Origin of the sequence: Nonomuraea sp. NPDC048881, assembly GCF_040649795.1 — a bacterium.
Taxonomy (GTDB): Bacteria; Actinomycetota; Actinomycetes; order Streptosporangiales; family Streptosporangiaceae; genus Nonomuraea.
Genome location: NZ_JBEZGC010000014.1, coordinates 150,489 through 167,157, shown reverse-complemented (window position 1 = coordinate 167,157; position 16,669 = coordinate 150,489). Strand labels below are relative to the sequence as shown.

At 67.9% G+C, this 16,669-nt stretch carries 14 protein-coding genes; 3 read left to right on the top strand and 11 right to left on the bottom strand.

Annotation, left to right across the window (positions count from 1 at the left end):
* Positions 1-111 precede the first annotated feature (111 nt).
* From AB0C33_RS37725 to AB0C33_RS37715, 3 genes are all read right to left on the bottom strand, one after another.
* Positions 112-585 (bottom strand): hypothetical protein, encoded by a 474-nt coding sequence (locus AB0C33_RS37725; protein WP_358296687.1) that lies wholly within the window; start codon positions 583-585, stop codon positions 112-114.
* Positions 586-730: 145 nt separating this feature from the next.
* Positions 731-1,735: a DUF932 domain-containing protein gene (locus AB0C33_RS37720; protein ID WP_358296684.1), complete on the bottom strand. Its 1,005-nt coding sequence runs from the start codon at positions 1,733-1,735 to the stop codon at positions 731-733.
* 267 nt (positions 1,736-2,002) lie between these two features.
* Positions 2,003-3,187 (bottom strand): hypothetical protein, encoded by a 1,185-nt coding sequence (locus tag AB0C33_RS37715; protein WP_358296682.1) that lies wholly within the window; start codon positions 3,185-3,187, stop codon positions 2,003-2,005.
* A 415-nt stretch (positions 3,188-3,602) separates the two neighbouring features.
* Here AB0C33_RS37715 and AB0C33_RS37710 point away from each other — a divergent pair, with 415 nt between their 5' ends.
* The gene (locus AB0C33_RS37710; RefSeq protein WP_358296679.1) at positions 3,603-4,367 is read left to right on the top strand and encodes a hypothetical protein; all 765 of its coding nucleotides are present in this window, start codon (positions 3,603-3,605) and stop codon (positions 4,365-4,367) included.
* A gap of 1,436 nt (positions 4,368-5,803) precedes the next feature.
* Here AB0C33_RS37710 and AB0C33_RS37705 read toward each other — a convergent pair.
* A complete protein-coding gene (locus AB0C33_RS37705; protein ID WP_358296676.1) occupies positions 5,804-6,502 on the bottom strand; it encodes an ATP-binding protein in 699 nt (232 codons plus the stop codon).
* Positions 6,503-6,787: 285 nt separating this feature from the next.
* On the opposite strand from AB0C33_RS37705, the gene AB0C33_RS37700 reads away from it, so the two are divergent.
* Complete coding sequence (locus tag AB0C33_RS37700) at positions 6,788-7,177, top strand: hypothetical protein (protein WP_358296673.1); 390 nt, start codon at positions 6,788-6,790, stop codon at positions 7,175-7,177.
* Between the two features lie 44 nt (positions 7,178-7,221).
* On the opposite strand, the gene AB0C33_RS37695 is transcribed toward AB0C33_RS37700, so the two are convergent.
* Together AB0C33_RS37695 and AB0C33_RS37690 are read right to left on the bottom strand one after the other, a co-directional pair.
* The gene (locus tag AB0C33_RS37695; RefSeq protein ID WP_358296671.1) at positions 7,222-8,019 is read right to left on the bottom strand and encodes a bacterial transcriptional activator domain-containing protein; all 798 of its coding nucleotides are present in this window, start codon (positions 8,017-8,019) and stop codon (positions 7,222-7,224) included.
* Positions 8,020-9,690: 1,671 nt separating this feature from the next.
* On the bottom strand, positions 9,691-10,077 hold the full coding sequence (locus tag AB0C33_RS37690; RefSeq protein WP_358296668.1) for an SSI family serine proteinase inhibitor: 387 nt from the start codon (positions 10,075-10,077) through the stop codon (positions 9,691-9,693).
* Between the two features lie 1,245 nt (positions 10,078-11,322).
* Here AB0C33_RS37690 and AB0C33_RS37685 point away from each other — a divergent pair.
* The gene (locus tag AB0C33_RS37685; RefSeq protein ID WP_358296665.1) at positions 11,323-11,772 is read left to right on the top strand and encodes an NAD-binding protein; all 450 of its coding nucleotides are present in this window, start codon (positions 11,323-11,325) and stop codon (positions 11,770-11,772) included.
* Between the two features lie 162 nt (positions 11,773-11,934).
* On the opposite strand, the gene AB0C33_RS37680 is transcribed toward AB0C33_RS37685, so the two are convergent.
* Genes AB0C33_RS37680 through AB0C33_RS37660 form a run of 5 tightly spaced genes read right to left on the bottom strand, consistent with a single transcriptional unit; the run spans position 11,935 to position 16,594 of the window.
* Complete coding sequence (locus tag AB0C33_RS37680; RefSeq protein WP_358296662.1) at positions 11,935-13,815, bottom strand: NAD-dependent epimerase/dehydratase family protein; 1,881 nt, start codon at positions 13,813-13,815, stop codon at positions 11,935-11,937.
* Complete coding sequence (locus AB0C33_RS37675) at positions 13,812-14,459, bottom strand: histidine phosphatase family protein (protein WP_358296660.1); 648 nt, start codon at positions 14,457-14,459, stop codon at positions 13,812-13,814. The genes AB0C33_RS37680 and AB0C33_RS37675 overlap by 4 nt, the downstream gene beginning before the upstream one ends.
* Complete coding sequence (locus tag AB0C33_RS37670) at positions 14,456-15,208, bottom strand: phosphotransferase (protein ID WP_358296658.1); 753 nt, start codon at positions 15,206-15,208, stop codon at positions 14,456-14,458. Before AB0C33_RS37670 ends, AB0C33_RS37675 begins: the two co-directional genes overlap by 4 nt.
* A complete protein-coding gene (locus AB0C33_RS37665) occupies positions 15,205-16,050 on the bottom strand; it encodes a class I SAM-dependent methyltransferase (RefSeq protein WP_358296654.1) in 846 nt (281 codons plus the stop codon). The genes AB0C33_RS37670 and AB0C33_RS37665 overlap by 4 nt, the downstream gene beginning before the upstream one ends.
* Before the next feature lie 31 nt (positions 16,051-16,081).
* Complete coding sequence (locus AB0C33_RS37660; protein ID WP_358296652.1) at positions 16,082-16,594, bottom strand: topology modulation protein; 513 nt, start codon at positions 16,592-16,594, stop codon at positions 16,082-16,084.
* Positions 16,595-16,669 lie beyond the last annotated feature (75 nt).

The window sequence follows — 16,669 nt, the reverse complement described above, 5'->3', positions numbered from 1 at the left end:
GCAGGTGCGGGATGAGGGTCATGAAGTAGCCCGCTGGTCCGGCGCTCCGCCCTTGCCACTGCGGGCAGAGGGCGGGCGAGACCATGCGGGCAGCGGGTGTCAGCCGCACTGTCACAGCCGGTACTCCCTGGCCGAAGCCCCAGACTCCGCAACGGCGGGCGTTGCGGCATGAGTGGCGGGGCCGTCAGCCGGGTGGGCGTCTCGTGCGGGCGGTGGGGTGAGTGCGTCGGCGAGATTCTGGGTGGCGTCCAGGAAGGCACGCGCGCCGCCTCGGCGGGACTCGGCCATCGCCAGGGCGAACAACCCGCCGTTGGTCAGCGGGCGGGCGTTGATCAGCAGGTCCTGTGCCCGTTGCCGGACGATCTCCAGCGCGGTCGCGCCGTCGACGGTCTCCTCGCGGCCGTGGGTGAGGTCGGCGACCTGCTGCCACCACGACATCCGCTGGTAGGCGTAGGCGATACGGCCCAGGTCCTTGTCGCGCAACGTGCCTTCGTCGTCGAGGGAGGCGATGCGGTTGAGGGCCTCGCCGAGCTCATGCCGGGTGAGGCAGGCGTTGTGCAGAACTAGGTCTTCGAGTCGTCCCATGATGAACTCCTTGAATCGCGGTTGATGGGTTCTGAGGGGCGGGCGTCAGATCCTGCGTAGCCCGGGGCGCGGGGACGCAGGGCCGTGGTTCTGGCGGCGGTTCCGGTACGGCCCCGCGCTGTGGGCCGTACCGGAACCGTCGGTGTCAGGCGGTGGCCAGGAGGCGGAAGGCGCGGGCCTTGATCTTGGCGTTGTCGTGGTCATCGAGCAGGGCGCGCTCCGCGCGCACCGTGGCCACATCGCGGCTGCCGAACACCGGGCTCTTGTGATCCAGCCGCTCGGTCACTGCGTTGTAGGCGGCCCAGCGGGTGTTACGGATCGGCTCCTGGGTGGGGGCCTGCGCGAACAGGTACTCCAGCTCGCGCATGGTCAGGTCGTGATTGCGCTTGGCCAGCTCCTTGGCGTCGGCGGGGAGTGGGTGGAGCCGGGTGGCGAACTGACGGAACTCCTTGACGTCCATCGGGACCGCGAGCAGCTTCTCGGCCTCGGCGGCGAACGCCTCACCGTGCTTCCACGTGAGTTTCAGCGCCTCGCGCGCCTCGGCGATGCGTCCGGCCACGTTGCCGGTATGCCGGACGGTGAACTTGGAGGCGTGGTTGGCCAACGCTGCCCGTTCGGTGTTGGCGCACACCACCCGGACCGGGGTCGCGACCGTTGTGAACGCGCCCCACCCGTCATGCCGGGAGAACGCCGCCAGGTAGAGGTCGATCTGGTCGAACCCGCCGACCATGAGGGGCTCGGGCAGGCGCATGGTGACGAACACGCGCCGCCCGTTGTTCAGCGATCCGCCGGTGTCGAAGATCGCCCCTGACTCATCCACGAGGGTCTGGAGAAAGTCGGTGACGTCCTCGTTCTGCAGGACCTGATACTCCTTACCGACGCGGCCGAGCCGTTCCGGTTGGCCGGTGACCGGGTTGGTACGGACGACCAGGAAGTCCTCGTCCGTGACGACCGGCTGGCCGGTGACGGGGTCGGTGACCTGACCGACCGGCACCTTGCGCACGTTCCACCCGGCGAGCTGGGCGTTGGACAGGAGCTCCTCGGCGGTCATCGGGCCGGGCGCGGTGTAGCCGAGTCCGTGCCAGCCGGGCCTTCCTGCGGCGGCGAATCCGGCTGAACCGTTGGCGAAGATTTCGATCTCGTGAGCCATGACAGTGCCTTTCTGGGGTGGGGATTCGATGTGCGGGCATGCGGGACAGACGCGATGCCGCGATGGGTGTTGTCAGGGGGGTTCGGCCCCGGCCCGTGCGGGGGGTGTGCCGGTGGATCAGTGGGTGAGGGGCTTTGGTCCGGCGCGGGGCCGGGGGCGGTGCTCGGGCGCGTTGCGGGCCGGTGCGGGCGGGGTGGTAGGGGTGTCCCGCCCGCTACTGGGCCGGGGCGGGCGGGCTGGTAAGGGCGGCCCGCCCAACCTCGGGCTTCAGGCCGCGTCGTCGTCCACGTCGGTGTCGGTGTTGTGGGTGTCGGCGGGTGCGGCGGGGGTGGGCTTGGCGGTGGGGGCGAGGCCGAACCGGCGGGGCCGCTCACACGTCAGCATCGCCTCGCCGAGGCTGACCAGTCGGTCCAGGGCGTTGGCCACCGCACCGGACGAACGGTTGATGACCTTCCCGATCTCGTAGGGGGTGAAGTCCTTGTCGGGGAACTCGATCAGGTGTGCGTACACCAGGTCCCGCAACGCACCCGGCCGAACCGCGTCCCCCGCGCCCGCGCCGCCACCGGCACCCGGACGGGACGCCGACACCGGACGGGCCGGGGCGGCGGTGCCGGTCAGCGCCGCCCGCGCGTTGCGGTGTGCCGAGGCGACCTTGGTCATTGCCATTTCCAGGCACCCCAACGCCATCACGGCGTTGCCCTCCTCGTTCGCCGAAATCACCCCGCCGAACAGGTTGACCAGTTCCGCCAGTTCTGCCCGTGCCCGCGCCCACGCCGGGTCATCCGCCACCGGCTCGCGCGCGTCGAGGTCGCCGTCCGTCCCGTCCGGATCCTCACCGGGCGCCTCATCGGCGATCAGGTCCTCCTCACCGATCGGTTCATCCGCCGATGCCAGATCGGCCGAATCGATCACGACCGAAAGCTCCTCTTCCGGCTCGGGCACCGCGCCAACATCTGGGATGTCGGCATCCGTGCCGGGTGTGGCGATCGCCTCGGGCTCGGCGTCCGGCGTCTCAGGGGCCGGGGCGGGCGCGTCGGCCGCACCGGTTGGCTCCGCGTCGGCGTCGGTGGTCGTAGCGGTGACGGCGTCGGCGTCGGCGATGATCGGGAACCACCGGTCAGCCGCCCGCCCGCGCCCGCCCTCGCTCACGCCCGGCTCACGCCGCGCCCGGCCGTCTGCCTCGAACTGGTTGAGGATCTTGCCCGCCGCCATCCGGCTCAGGCCCGCCGCCGCCCCGATCCCCGTGGCCGACCCGCCCGGCTCGGCGTTCAGCGCCGCCCACACCGCCATTTCGCGCCCGTCGGCGTCCGTCGCGGGGTCAGCGTCCGGGGCGGCGGTCGCGGGGCTGCCAGGGGCCGTCAGGGGCGCGGCAGCAACCGTTTCGGTAACGGCGATTTCCGCACCAGCGGGGACGATTTCGGTAGCGGTCATTTCCGGGGTGTGAATAGCCATTGCGCGACGCCCTTTCCGATCGAATTCCCGACCCCGTCCGGGTCGATGTTTTTCGTTTGCGCCACGACCATCCCTCGCCGATAACCCGGATGGCAAGCCGATCCGGCATCAAATGATGTCACCGCGACGGCTGGAGAGGCTGACCTAACAAAACAACATCTGGTCTGCGAAAACATCTCGCGAGAAGGCCGCCCGACCGACTTGACATTCCGGGTCGGCCCGACTCTTCACCTAACAGGAAGACGACGGTGAACGATGCCGGATTGCCCGAATCACCATGCAAAAGAATCTGCGAGATGAATACGAATCCCGGTTGACATCATTACGGGAACGAGCGTCCATGGAATTAGGCGAGAAACGCCGCTGGAACGCCGCCCCGGAATAACGCCGGGCCACAGGAAAGGGCACACCACAGATGACGCACACCGACCTCGGAACTGGCAACGGGAGCGGCACCGCCGCCCGCCGCACCGTCGAACCCGCGCACGCCCGCGCCCTCACTGACCATGGCCCCGGATGGGCGATCATGTGGGACGACCACCACGATCAGCCCGTCATCGCCCGCCCGGAACGCGGGGACGACGGCACCCTGCTGGAAGTCTGTGCCTACGAGCACATGTTCGGCCTGGGCAGCGATTGCGACACCTGCGACGACGCCCACACCTGTGAGGCATGCATGCCGGGCGGGCAACCTGACTTCGAGACGATCGCCGCCCACATGACCGACATCCTCGGCGACTACTACCTCAGCCGCGCCGACATCGCCGCGTACATGCCCCTCACGCTGCCCTACACCCGCGCCCTGCGGGCCCATGGCTACCAGCGCCACCTTCAGGGCAGCCGCCGCCCCGGCAGCCGCTCCCCCCGCATCTATGACACCTACGGTCAGGAGTACCGTTCGCCTGAAGGCCACCGTGTCGAGGTGAACATCCCGCTGACTGCGCCCGACCCCGCCCACGGGGACGCGCCCGCGCCGCCGCTCACGATCCGATGGATCTACCTCGGCCGCATCGCCTCCGGCGGCACCTACCCCCACACGGATCTCCGCGCCGACATCCCGCCCGCTGACGTGGCCGCGATGATCGCCGCGCACGTGGACATCCACCCGCCCGCCGCCCCGGACGCCACCGCAGGCGGCGCGGACGGGCCTGACAGCGCCGCCACACCCGCCCCCGTCTAACCCCTACCTCCGGCAACACAAGCGGCCCCGGCACCGCCCTACGGCGGTACCGGGGCCGCGCGTTTGCCCCACCCGCACCGTTCCCCGCGCCCGCGTCGCACCCGTCACACGCCCTCGCCGGGTCGGCCGGACGGAAGATGTCGATCAAGCCCTCAGGCAACGCGGACGGGTCCGCCACATGGCGGGCCAGGTTCAATATCACAGACGAAGGCACTGCTCGCCGCACAGAACGAGATCACCGCGAGGCCGGCCCGCGGCCAGGCCGCGGGCCGGCGACTGCTGATGGAAGAAGGGTAGGGCGGGGGCGCAGAAGCGGAACGAGAGAAGACAAGTTGATGGTGCAGGCACCCGCGAGAACGCGCGCACACATATTCAAAGGAGTCGCCTCTAGGCGATTCGGGGCGGCCAGCGCAACAGCCGATACCCGCATGACCTGAGCGCACGGCACGCCGGTGGGTGTCGCGCTCTCAGCGGCAACACCGGACGCGACAACAAAACGCGACACCGGATGCGACACCGAACAACGCCCAGTTTTTGAGTCCGCAACAGTGAACGCGACCCCCACACTTGCAGGCTCACTCTTGCGCTCGGCGGTGGGTTCGCCTCGCCCCTTACGCGAGGCGAACCCACCGGGCCGCCGCCAGGGCCGCCCCTCCGCGCCGGAGGGGCGGACCGGTATCAACACCCGCCTGCACCCCAGGTGTCAAGCCCGCCCCGCCCCCATGGCCGGACGCGGCCCTCAACCTATGCCGCGATGCCGCCAGCCAACTTCGGGGGCCTGGACCGGACACGGCGATGACGACGTCGAGCACCTTCCGCCGGCCCGGCTCGGAGGACCGAAGGAGTCGCTTCCCCCGCTCGCGGGTCTGGCCGTGACCGGTCACGCCGCCGCCCCCATGGCCACCATCCACCCTGCCGCCGCGCCACCCGCGCCCCATCAGCGCCCGCGACCGCCCACGTGCCCGTCACCGACCGCTCCGCCGCCATCACGCCCAACGGCGGCGCATCGGTCGTCCACGGACCGCTCATCCCCGCAGCGACCCCACCGCCCACACTGGCCGCACCCGCCTCCGCGCCGGGTGCGGACGCCGAGGCCAACAGCAGTGGCACGCTAGCTTTCGCCGAGCTCACACCGGGTGCTCCGTTGAGCAACTCGGCCAATCTCGCCAGGGGGCAAACCCCAACCACTCGGTGCTCGACCAGGCCAGAGAGCTGCGATCCTGACTCGAAAGCCGGCTGGGCCGGGATCGGCGGCAAGGCATGCCGCAGTGCCTGCGGCCCGGTGGCACTGATCATCACCTGCTTGCCGCGCAGCGCCAGCCACCGGTAGCCCACCACCAAGAAGGCCCAGTCAGGCCAGCCCCGGCGTAGCGCGGCGAGTGCCTGCCGCGCCCACGGCTCCTGCCCGTGCGCGGACACTTGGTCCGCCTTCGACCTCAATTCCTCTCCCGCAGAGCCGCGGAAGGGTCCAGCCGGACACCGTCCTGACGGCTAAAGCAGGGTCTAGCGGCCGATGGCAGTCCCAGAACGCCACTCGGCTCCTCCACCCAGTCACCTGTCACGTCATCCGAGGACGGTCCGGTAACCCCCTCCATCAGGGAGAGCTCCGCCCACACCGCATGCCCGGTCGCCGCATTACCCGCCACTCCGATGCGGTCCGCCAACTCGGCCACCGCGGCCAGCCCCCGGCCGTCCTCGGCCGTCTCCGGTACCGAGCCAGGCGTCTGAGAGAAGTCCGGGACCGGGCCGCCACCCAGGTCATAAACCACGATCCGCACCGACTCCGCCCCGCGCAGCACCTCCACCACGAAGAACCCCCGCTCTCGCCCCGAGAAAGAGTGCCGCAGCGCATTGCTGACCAGCTCGGCCGTCACCCACCGAGCATCGTCGGCCAGCCCGGTGTCGGCCAGGAGCTGCCCAACCATCCGGCGGGCTGCAGCCGACTGATCCGCCCTCCCGGCGAACGCCCGCCGCCAGGCCATCCCGGCCCACAACCGCGAGGAACGGAACGTCGACATCACCAGCCCTGGCGCCAGATCCGGGAACTCTTCCATCAACAACGGCTGCTGACAGCCTCGCGGGATGGGGGCGTCGACCGCCTCGCCCGAGATCGCGTGCTGCGTGAGCTTGTCCATGCGGAGCTGTCCCTTCCGGTCACGCCCCCGGCCGATCCAGGAGCGGCCAGCACGATCACCCACCTCGCCGCCCGAATCACACCCCCAACCCGAACCCCCCACCCACACCGCCCCGACCAGCGGCAACCCGCCGTGACCGGCACCGGCCGCCCCTCAACCCCGGCCGTCGAATACCCCACACCCAGACTGGAGCCCCTCTGCCGAGCCCGCCTACCGTCCCTCAACCCGAAACGCAACGGGCCCACCTCGCGCAACCATGCGCAACATGTGAAGGGACACCAGGCCATGTCCGGTACCGGATACCAGACCCTGCTCGACTGCCGACGCCGCAGCCGCTACCTACGCCAGCACGGCTTCACGATCGACCAGATCGCCGTCATCCTCGGCCTGGACCACCCCGCCACCCCGCTACGTCTCTACCGATACGCCGCCGGGCTCACCGCCGCCCAGGTGGTCGAGTGCTTCCACCGGCTCGCTGGCACCAACGGCGCAGGCCTGCGTGAGTCCCGCCTGTATGACTACGAGAACTGGCCACAAGCGGGCCGGCGCCCCTCCGTCTTCACCTTGCGGCTGCTGGCCCGCATCTACGCCGCCCAACCGGTCGGGCTGCTCACGGCCGAAGTTCTTGCCAGCTACCCCGCCCACGATCAGCGAGTTCTCCGCGAAGGCGGGTGACGTCACCGTCGCCGCCGCCAAGACCGCGCCTTCAGGCGCGCCGATCAGCGTAGAAGCCGCTCGTACACCTGCCGGACCTGCGGGCTCGGCACTGTATCGATCTCTGCCAATCGCTCCTTCAACAGCTCAAACGAGCGCCGGACTGCGAGCTGACGGCCCTGCTCTCCCTGAATCGTCATGAGGTGACCCCACAACATCTCGCTGTACGGATCGATGCGTTCCACCGCCAGCTGCAAGCCGTCCACCGCCCGATCCGGATCATCTGCCCGCACCAGCTCGGCCAGCCGTACAGCGGCGTTGACCGCATGCCGCTGAGCGGCCTGCCGGGGCGTGAGCACCCAAAGATCATCACGACCCGCCAGTAGCGGCCCCCGATACAGCGCCAGCGCCTCATGCAAGGCCGTCATCCGCGTCGCGTCGTCAGCCGCGGTGGCAGCGCGCTGGCGAGCGGCGTCGAACCGCCAGAAGTCCACATCGAACCACGCCGCAGGCAGCAGCCGCCGTTCTCTGGACTTCACCACGAACCGCACGCCCGACGCGCACCCGGTCGCGTGCCTCATGGCCTGGTTGATCTCCCGCACCGCCGACTCCAACCGGCGCCCGCCACGCTCGCCATCACCTGGCCACAACGCCTCTACGATGGCCTCGGACGACACCCCATCTTGGGAAACCGACAACAGCGCGAACAGATCCCGCGCCTCCGCCCGCCCAAACGACACCTCTTGTCCGCCCCAGCCCACCCGCGGCACCCCCAGCACCTCGACCTTGGTCTTGCCCGGCGCCACCACGAAGCCCGACTCCCCAGTCCCGAGCAAAGTTGCCGCCGTCGCGGCGTCTGCCACAGGAGCGGATGCTCTCGGCTGCTCCCCGCCTTGAGCAGGTACAGGCGCTTTGGTCTTCAGGCTCTCCGGTTCGCCGTCCGTCCTCACCTCGGCGGGCGCGACGCGGGGAGCCTGCATGCCAGTAGCCAGCGTGACTGGCAGAGCCGCCTGCTCACTTCGGTGACCTTGAGGTAGACCATCGACCGCAGGCGGGCCTATGCCTGATCGAGCGAGCCGGGACCGCACTCGAGCGATCACCGCGGCGCCCAGCAGCATGACCAGCAGCCCGAACGCCAGCGCGACGCCCAGCGGTCGCCTCACCTCAGATGAGGCCCCAGCCCGCTTCACCGTCGTATCGCCTGGACTGCCACTCACTGTCGGCAAGAGAGACGAAAGCAAGTTCGAGGGCGACGGAGTGGGCAGCGGCGGGGCAGTCGGCCTGATTCCGGCATCTCGCCGCTGCGAACGCACACCGTGGTCCTGATCACGCCTGCGATGGACGCGCCTGACCGTGTCGCTTCGATCCGGAACGGACTCCGATGGCAGCCGATCTGGCCGCGAGACCGTCTCCCGACGCTTGCGAGGCTCGTCCCTGCCTAGTCCGTCAGCCCCTTGTCGCCTGCTCGGCACAGGTACAGGTACGGCCACAGGCGTTGGCCGGCGACGCTCGGGCTGTGTCCTGGAGGGCGAGCTCTCCGGCGTCGATTGCGCTCGTGGTCTCGGCGACGGTGCCGTCCTCCCTGACACCCGCCGGGTCTCGGCCATCCGCTTTCCGAGATCGATCGGCCGGCCCTCCGCCAGGTCCTCATGAACCAGCAGGCACAGTTTCTCGACATCGAACATCTGGCGTGCCTGCTCTGAGGCCCACTGTGTCGGGCAATGAGGGTCTGCATAGGCCAAGGCCACGCTTGGATAACCCAGCAACTCGAACGTCAACGCGCCCGCGATAATAATTCGGCACAAAAGCTCGGAAGCTTCGCTCTTCCGGTCATTTGTAAGGCATTCCCGAATCACCAGGCTCCTCCAGAGGGGGTTGACTACGTCAAGGATTTACCACCGCACCCCTCGCATCACGACAAGGAATCAGAATGCGCATTACAAAGACTTGAAACCGCGCCGGACCTCGCACTCTCGCTCTCATTCCAGCATCCCGACACTCAGCCGTACGGCAATGGCATGAGAGCCTACGAGCCTGCCACAGCCAAGGTGATCACAGTGACGGCCTGGGGCCAGGCCCAGGTCCCGCCATACGCCTTCGAGGTCACTGGATGAAGCACCTCGGCAAGCGCGTCACAGAAGGGGGAATAGCTCTGCGCAAGCATTTGCGCTATGCGTGATGACGGAAAGGAACACCTTCTCAAGCTGAAGACGTTACCTGTGCCGCCGGGCAGAACTCCTCAACGTTCAGGCAGCCGCTCCTAGGCATGCCTTACCGGAGCGCTTGTGTCATCCCCTGTCGCGTTCAAGAGAGCGGCCTACGCCGGCCGCCTGCGTCCTCGACCTCCACACCCGTCCGTTTCTTGGCTACTACGGTCTGGGCGTCACCCAAGGATTAGTTCTCCTCGTTTAGGTCAGCCGGTGGATCAGGGAAGCCGCCGTATGCATCTGGCGCTCTCGCCCCGTTGCACGGTGAGCGCACTTGCTATCTCCAGCCCAACCGGTCCCACGTGTCGGTCCAGGTTGCGACCCCTGTCAGAAGCGGTAGATCACACCCGTCTTGGCGTAAAGCTCACAGACGCTGGGAAACGTCTTCTGCCAGCCGATCGATCGGTTCCGCCACATACCGTCCATTGTCGCTGTGACCGAGCCTTGATCCCCCCCGCACCGGCGGTATGGACTGCTGGAGAGACGGTTGAAGTCTCCGTCGACGGCGTCGATGGCGGCACATGCAGCCTCGCCGTACGGGTGCCCGCGCGTCGGATTCGGACATTGCACGTAGACGGCCCTCATAGTGGTGCCTTCGTGAGCCGTGACAGAGAGGAAGACCGCGTTCGGCCGAGCAGCACCATAGGCCGGGATGGCTGCGAGGACGAGACCAGCACAAAGACCGGCATTGGCGGCCAGCAGAGGCAGGCGCATCGACGCTCCAAACACTTGGTGGCGTAAAGTAGTTACAAGACTACAGTAAGTGCTCGGCCTGCACCCGGTATCCACCGAGTAAGCCTCACGAGACAGAGCCGCTTCTCCTGGGAGAGCGGCTCCCATGACGCCGAACCGCCCACTTCACCCCTCCATGGGTCCGGCGCACAGGATCCTGCCGACGACACACCTGCTCACGAGCACGCCCAAGGCCAGCCGCGACCACACCAGCAAAACGGCCCGAACTGAGAGAGACACGACGACCAGCGACCCGCATGAGATGGCAGCGTCATGAGTCCTCAAGGGGCAGCCAAAGCCCGGCGAATGTCCACAGAGCCGCAGCTACGCTACGCGGCGTAACGATCAAGAGCATCGGAGATCAAGGACATGCCTGACAACGGCCCGCGAAAGCGTGGACACGTTCGCCCCCGGACACTGCTCCTAGGAGGCGGGGCCGCTGCCGCCATAGCCGCCGCGATAGCGCTGAGCGGCACAGGAACAGCCAAGTCGAATGGCCAGCACGGCCTTGCACCTCAAGTCGTGGATGCTGGGCCAGCGATCGCCAGCCAGGATGCCGCCAGGCCAACTCTGCCAAGGCAAAAGCCCAGCGTCTCATCCACCCTCCCCTCACCGGTGTCACTCGCCCTCTCCCGCATAACGTCCGACCAAGATGAGAAGACGAGCAACGCCAAGGAGAGGAGCACGGCCAGAAACCGTGCACACATCCCTGAGCCACACCACCGGCACGGGATTCTGCACTCGCCACCACCAGCCGGTCCCGCAGCCGGGCGCCACCCATCCAAGCCAAGCAGCCAGGCAAAACGCGTAGCGGACGACCCACGCCCACCCTCGCTGGACCTGTCCAGATGGGGCATCAGCCCATTGATGATCGCCACGAAATGCGACGAGTTGTTCCCACCCCGCAAATCTGAGTACCGGATGCGCAACATCGCATGCCATCGCCTCTTCAGGTAATGCCCCGGTAATGCTTCGCTTGATCGCCTCCACCTGAGAAGTAGTCGTTCTGCTGTTTCATGAGCGCACGGTGCCACGCAGCGCGCGCAGCCAAGAGGCCACGGCGGGTCAGCCGGCAACAGCGGCCCAGCGAACCGCAGGCGAGGCAGCCGTCGGTCCTACCGAACCGCGGTGGAGGCGTACTCAACGGCCCCACTGCGTCCAGCCCTGCGTCACACGGCGGGGCCGCCTTCCTTGCAGGGTGCTCCTGCCCCGAGGAACGTGTCAGCGTTGGCTGACAAGAAGACGGATCCCGTCGTGGTCATCGGCCTGGGCCGGTTCGGCACCTCGCTCGCGCTGGAGCTGCCCCGGCGCGGCACCGAGGTCCTGGCCATCGACAACCGGCCCAAGGTCGCCCAGAGCCTGGCCGGGCAGGTCACCCACATCGCCACCGCGGACTCCACCGATCTGGAGACGCTGCGCCAGCTCGACGTGCCCGACTTCTACAAGGCGGTCGTTGCCATCGGGGGCGACCTGGGGGCCAGCATCCTGACCACGTCGCTGCCGATCGAGCTGGAGATCGACGACATCTGGGCCAAGGCCGTCAGCCGCCACCACGGCCGCATCCTGCGCCGTGTCCGGACGGACGGAGGACGTCGAACGCTTCGCCGAGCTTTCGTAGGACGGGTCGGCCGCCCGATCAACCCGGCCAACGTGCCCGTCTACAGGTTGGCTTGCTGAAGCCCTCCGAGAATGGCCTGAGACGCATTAGCGCTGTTGATCAGATATCTGGCGACCCCGTAGGAGGCTCCCAGCACTGCTTCGACTCGAAGTATGCACGCGTCGAAACGGGCGGCCTATCAGATCGCCGAGACTCGGCGCATCAACCGTCGAGGACGCCGTTCAGACCGGCTCTGCTGCTACCGGAGATCGGCTGCGGTTTGCTGTCAGCCATTCGAGCTGCGCGGTCATACCGCCGAGCAAGTCAGTGGTTGGGGCCCATCCCAGCAGCCGATGCGCGGTGGACACGTCCGCGTAGGTGCTGGAGACGTCGCCGCTTCGCGCGCTGGTCGAGCGAACGTTGAGTGGCTGACCTGTGAGCTTCCGTGCCAGTTCGACGACGTCGTTCAGACAGGTGGTGCCTGCGCCTCCAACATTGATCACGCTGTTGGGCAGATATGTGGTGCCGGCGGCGACGGTCGCGGCGATGGCGTCGTCGATGTAGGTGAAGTCCCGGCGCTGCCGACCATCTCCGTATATCTGGAGGGTCAGGCCGGTCGTGGCGGCGGTCAGCAGCCGTTGGACGAACATGTCCTCGCGTTGGCGTGGTCCGTAGACCGTGAAGTAGCGCAGGGCCACCACGGTGGTGTCGCAGTCGGACCGGGCCGCGTGAGCGAGGCAGAGTTGCTCCTCGGCCAGTTTGGTGACGGCGTACGGGGAGGCCGGGCGGGGGTGGTCGGTTTCGGCGCTCGGTCGGCCGCCGTTCGCTCCGTAGACGCTGGAGGAGGATGCGACGACGAGGCGGGGGATGCGTAGCCTGGTGACCGCGTGCATGAGCCGCTGAGTGGCTGAGATGTTGGAGGCGACGTAGTCGTCGAAGTCGGCTCCCCAGGACGGCTGTACGCCGGGGACTCCGGCCAGGTGGAAGACCACGTCGGCGTCGAGCAGGAGAGGCTCGATGGCACACGTGCGCAGGTCACCGGTCGCGAAGATGAAGCCGGCGGATCCGCGGGCGACCGCGAGGTTCCTCGCCCCACTATGGTGCTTGCCGAGGTCGCGGCGATCGACACCGATGACGGTTATGCCGAGGTCGAGCAGTGCTTGGCACAGGTGTGAGCCGATGAAGCCCGCCGCACCGGTGACGACGGCGCGGCGGGGCAGCATGGGGTGTACGTCCTTCGTGACAGCCGGGGTGGTGGTCATGGCGGCCCTTCGGGGTCGGGGGAGGTCAGCGAAGAGGGTGCGACCGTGGGCGAGGAGTTCCGCGTTGCCTGTTTCATGGCCTCGTACCAGTGCGGTGATGGCCTCCAACGTGCGGAAGCGCTCCAGTAGCTCCTGTTCGGCGTGGTCGAGGGGACGGCCGTAGCCGTCGAAGAATGCGCTGCGCAGGTGGGGTGCGCGTCGCCAGTAGCGGTGCTCCAGACGGCTGAAGTCTCGGACGCGGGCATCCAGGCGGGTGTGCTCGAAGTCCAGGACACCGATGTCACCGGTGGGCGCGAGGAGCCAGTTGCGGGGCTGGTAGTCCAGATGGCATATGGCTGTCTCCAGAGACTCGGCGGCCATGCGGTCCGCCCAGGTGTGCAGAACGCCTAAATCGGAGGCAGTGATGAGGTGGGCGAGGTGGGCACGGGCGGCCCACCAGCGCATGCGCTCAGCCAGGTATGCGGACACGTCGGTGCCGACCTGCGGGAAGCCAGGTGAGGCTTGGTGGAGCAGTCGCAGGACGCGTCCGGCCGCGCTGTGAGCCAGGCGTTCGGCGGAGCTACCCTCCGGGAGCTGCGCGGCGCGTTGTCCTGGCAGGACGGTCAGCAACAAGGACAGACTGTCGGGGTCGTTGTGGATCAGTCGGGGGGCATGTTCACCCAGGGACGGCACCCAGGTCGCGTAGGCGTGGGTCTCGGCGCGGAACCGGTCGAGGCTGTCGTGGCGCTTGAGGATGTAGCGCACGCCGTCTCCGGCGGCCAGGAGCGTAAGGTGCGCGGGCAGGTCGAACCGTGGCAGTCGAGTGACCGCGCCCAGGTGGCTGCGGGCCATGGCCAAGGGGCCATGTTCGTCCGTGTTCACGGGCTGACCAGTTCCGCAAGGTGGGCGGTGTCGTTGTGACGCGACAGCATCCATCGCTCGTCGTCGAACCGGTTGCGGTGAAGTTGCCAGTGGGTGATGGAGGCATGGTCGACGGTGAAACCGGCCATGAGGCCGGTACGCAGGTCCAGCAGCAGGGTGTGGGCGGCGAGCACGGTTTCGCCGTGTGCGGCGATCAGCACACGTGCGCCGCGGTGCTCCCGGATCAGGTCGGCGAGGACCGTGCAGGCGAGCTCGAGGTAGCCGTTCCAGGTGTCGGAGCTCCTTGCCCACGGCTTATCGGGATGAGCATGCGGACCACCCCGAAATGCCGTCTTCACCTCGTCCCAGGTCTTGCCATCGGCTTCTCCGTGTACCGGCCCGTCGAGGGAGTTGCTGATGATCAGCGGCAGGTTGAGGGCGCCGGCGAGGATTCGTCCGCTTTCCTGGAGCCTCCGCCGAGGGCCCGCGTAGACGTGGGTGAAGGGTTCGGCCTCATGCGCTGCGGCGAGGCGGGCGGCTGCCAGGGTCATCTGGCGGCGGCCGAGCTCGGTCAGGCCCGTGCAGGTGCGTGGGCCTCCGACGACGCCGTCGACGTTGCATTGAGCTTGGCCGTGTCGGACGAAGACCAGTTCGGTGACGATCACTGCAGGTCCTCCGAAGTGGGACGGACGGTTGGCCATGGATGCCGGTAGCCGCCTGTGCCGAGGTAGGGCAGGGTGAGCAAGTGGTGCAGTTCCGCGTAATCGAGGAGGCGCCGGAGGGGAACGAGTGGCAGTCCGGCGTCGAGGAGCGGTCGGTTGTAGCAGGTGAGCGCAGTGGCATAGGCGCCGCGTGGCAGGGAGCCGTGTGTCATCGCCAGAGTGACCAGCAGCTTGGCCAGGTCGTAGCCGAATGGCGCCAGTGTGAGGTCGTCGAGGTCCACCATCACTGGCTCGTCACCCGTGATCATGACATTGCGTGGGTTGGTGTCCTTGTAGAAGGCGGTCAGCTCGGCGGGGTGAGGTTTCAGTAGTGGCTGGACGGCGAGGATCTGGGATTCGCCGATCAAGCCGGCGTCGCGGTGTTTGTGAAGAGCCGCGATCCGCGGAGTGACGAAGGCGGGTAGCTCGTGGTTACCGGGCGTCGGATGCGGGTGGGTGAGCAGGGCATTGTGCAGATCGCTCTGCCATGCGGCGGCGTGGGCCTGGCCGAGAGCGGTGGCCACAGCGGGCGCGTCGTCGACCGAGCAGTGTCGACCACCGACGTGGCCGAGCTCGATGTGATCGGGGTGCACGGCCACGAGCGGTGGTAGCCGGAGTGGCTTGGCGTGTTCGGTGAGCCATGTGTGATTGGCGATGGCGCGTTCGAGCTCTCTGTGGGAGGAATACGACTTTCTGAAGGTGCCGGGACTCATGGCAGGTCACCTCGCACGGCGGTCATGTAGGTGATGGTGGAGGTGGCCACGACCGGCCGGTCTGTCATCCGGGCATGAAGTGCGGCGGCGATCGCGTCCGGGTTGGCTGCCATGCCTGAAGGCAGCTCGTACTTGGGGGTGGTGGCCAGGTAGGCGGCGACATGATCGAAGCCTGTGAAGGCGAACTTGTGCTCCTCGTGCTCTGTGCCGATGATCCTCAACGGTGGGGCTAGGAGGGTCGCCAGGTTGCCGCTGTGCGCCGTTTCGTACAGGCTCGGACGCCGGACCGCATCGGGGTCCAGACCGGCGGCGGCAATGAGTTCGTCGAGGGTCCGGTAGCTGTCGGTGGACTTGGTGACCAGGATGGCGATGCCGTCCGGAGCGAGGATGCGGGCGATCTCGGCGATGACAGGCCGCGGGTCGGGGGCGTGGTACAGGCAGAAGGCGGCCACGACCAGGGAACAGGTTGCGTCCGTAACTGGCAGCCGGTGGAAGTCGGCCCGGATGTATGTGATCCCCGCAGAAGGCTGCGCACACGCGATACGAGCACGGGCAGCGGCGAGCATCGCTGCCGAGGCGTCTATGGCCAGCAGGCTTTTCGGGTGGAGGCGTTCGGCCAGAATGCGGCTGCTTGTGCCGCGCCCGCAGCCGACGTCGGCGATGATCGCTTGTTGCGGGTCGGGCATCTGTCCGGCGGCCAGGTCGGCGATGACCTCGGCCACAGGCCGCCCTTGGACCTTGGCCTGGTGCAAGGCCGATGTGCGGGCGGCCAGGCGGGCTCCGTCATGGTACAGACCGGCGGTGGTGGCCGGATGGGTGAAGGCGTTGCCTGTCGGCGTCATGGGTGCCGCCCATCCGCGCTGACGAGGCGGGTCAGCGGCTGGCGGCCACCTGTTCGAGCCACCGCCGTGTCTTGGTGCGACTGGGCAGGAAGATCACTTGTTTGCCGGCTGCGAGATGGTGGATTTTGGCCAGCACCTTGGGACGCATGCGTTTGCGGTAGGTGGCCACGTACGTGAGCACGCCCCAGTGGATGCGGTTGTAGACACCGGAGGTGTGCTGGCCGGCGCCGTGCCGGAGCTGTCGGGAGAAGATTCCCCAGAGCGCGGCCCAGGTGGGGACGTCCATCATCACCACGGTGTCGCATGCTTGGAGCCGGACGTGCAGCGACGAGTTGTAGTTGCCGTCGATGACCCAGCGCGGTGCCGCGACCAGCTCTCGCTGAGCGGCCTCGAACTTCTCCGGCGGGAGCGGGTTCCACTCGTCGTCGAAGTAGATGGAGTCCAGATGGGTGACCGGCGCATCCAGCAGCCGGCCGAGTTCGCGGGCTAGGTGGGATTTGCCGCTCCCACCGGACCCGACGACGGCGACTCGGTTCATCTGCATGGCGCTCCACGATAGCCGCGATGGACGAGGTCAGAGGGATGATGACGCTGTCACTGCCTGGCGGGTCCGTCAGGG

Excerpts from the sequence above, each read along its gene's own strand:
- AB0C33_RS37725 (WP_358296687.1), bottom strand. The coding sequence starts at position 585 with ATGGGACGACTCGAAGACCTAGTTCTGCACAACGCCTGCCTCACCCGG.
- AB0C33_RS37720 (WP_358296684.1), bottom strand. The coding sequence starts at position 1,735 with ATGGCTCACGAGATCGAAATCTTCGCCAACGGTTCAGCCGGATTCGCC.
- AB0C33_RS37715 (WP_358296682.1), bottom strand. The coding sequence starts at position 3,187 with ATGGCTATTCACACCCCGGAAATGACCGCTACCGAAATCGTCCCCGCT.
- AB0C33_RS37710 (WP_358296679.1), top strand. The coding sequence starts at position 3,603 with ATGACGCACACCGACCTCGGAACTGGCAACGGGAGCGGCACCGCCGCC.
- AB0C33_RS37705 (WP_358296676.1), bottom strand. The coding sequence starts at position 6,502 with ATGGACAAGCTCACGCAGCACGCGATCTCGGGCGAGGCGGTCGACGCC.
- AB0C33_RS37700 (WP_358296673.1), top strand. The coding sequence starts at position 6,788 with ATGTCCGGTACCGGATACCAGACCCTGCTCGACTGCCGACGCCGCAGC.
- AB0C33_RS37690 (WP_358296668.1), bottom strand. The coding sequence starts at position 10,077 with ATGCGCCTGCCTCTGCTGGCCGCCAATGCCGGTCTTTGTGCTGGTCTC.
- AB0C33_RS37670 (WP_358296658.1), bottom strand. The coding sequence starts at position 15,208 with ATGAGTCCCGGCACCTTCAGAAAGTCGTATTCCTCCCACAGAGAGCTC.
- AB0C33_RS37665 (WP_358296654.1), bottom strand. The coding sequence starts at position 16,050 with ATGACGCCGACAGGCAACGCCTTCACCCATCCGGCCACCACCGCCGGT.
- AB0C33_RS37660 (WP_358296652.1), bottom strand. The coding sequence starts at position 16,594 with ATGCAGATGAACCGAGTCGCCGTCGTCGGGTCCGGTGGGAGCGGCAAA.